Raw genomic sequence first — 755 nt, forward strand, 5'->3', positions numbered from 1 at the left:
AGGGTCTGTGTGATGTTGTGATCAGTCCTGTCGATCCGGGCCCGCATGACGGGTGGATCCGGTAGGAGTGTGATCGTGACGCGGAGGCAACTGAGCGACGAGCAGGGAGTTGATCGAGCCGTACCTGCCGATAGGTGAGTACGGCCCGTATCCCCAGCGGTTGCGGGACCAGTTCGAGGGGTGATCCGGCGGTTTCGGACCGGTGGGCAAGGGCGGGAGATGCCGGAGGTGTTCGGGCCGTGGTCCACGGTCTACGGGCGCTTTCGCGTCTGGCGGGACGCCGGTGTGTTCACCGCGCGGCTGGAGGGGCTGATCGCCGAGGCCGCCCGCCGGGGCCGGACGGACTTGTCCCTGGTCGGCGTGGGCTCCACGACGATGCGCGCCCGTCATGATGCCGCCGGGATGCTGGTGGGCCAGGACGTGATGGAGGTGCTCGAGGAGGCCGCCGCCGAGCAGGAACGGACCCGGCAAAAAAGGGCGGCGAAGCGGAACACATCGGACAGCCCGGCGAAGGCGAGCGCGAGCGGGAGGAGCGCCGACGCGTCCGCCGACGGCACCGGGTCCGTCTGCAGCAGGCCCTGCTCGGCCGCTCCCGCGGCGGGCTGACCAGCAAGGTGCACCTGGCCGCCGCCCGCCGATGCCGCCCGCCGGCGTTCACGGTGACCGCCGGACAGGCCGCGGACAGCCCGCAGTTCCTGCCCGTGCTGCACAAGATCCGCGTCCGCCTGCCGGTCGGCCGGCCCCGCACCCGCCCC

The 755-nt window shown here is 71.9% G+C and carries 1 pseudogene; it reads left to right on the forward strand.

Features of this window, described 5'->3' with window-relative positions:
• Positions 1–75 precede the first annotated feature (75 nt).
• Positions 76–755, forward strand: a pseudogene (locus tag IE271_RS41150) (transposase); the annotation flags it as partial.

The sequence above is a fragment of the Streptomyces minutiscleroticus genome (assembly GCF_014650875.1).
Taxonomy (GTDB): Bacteria; Actinomycetota; Actinomycetes; order Streptomycetales; family Streptomycetaceae; genus Streptomyces; species Streptomyces minutiscleroticus.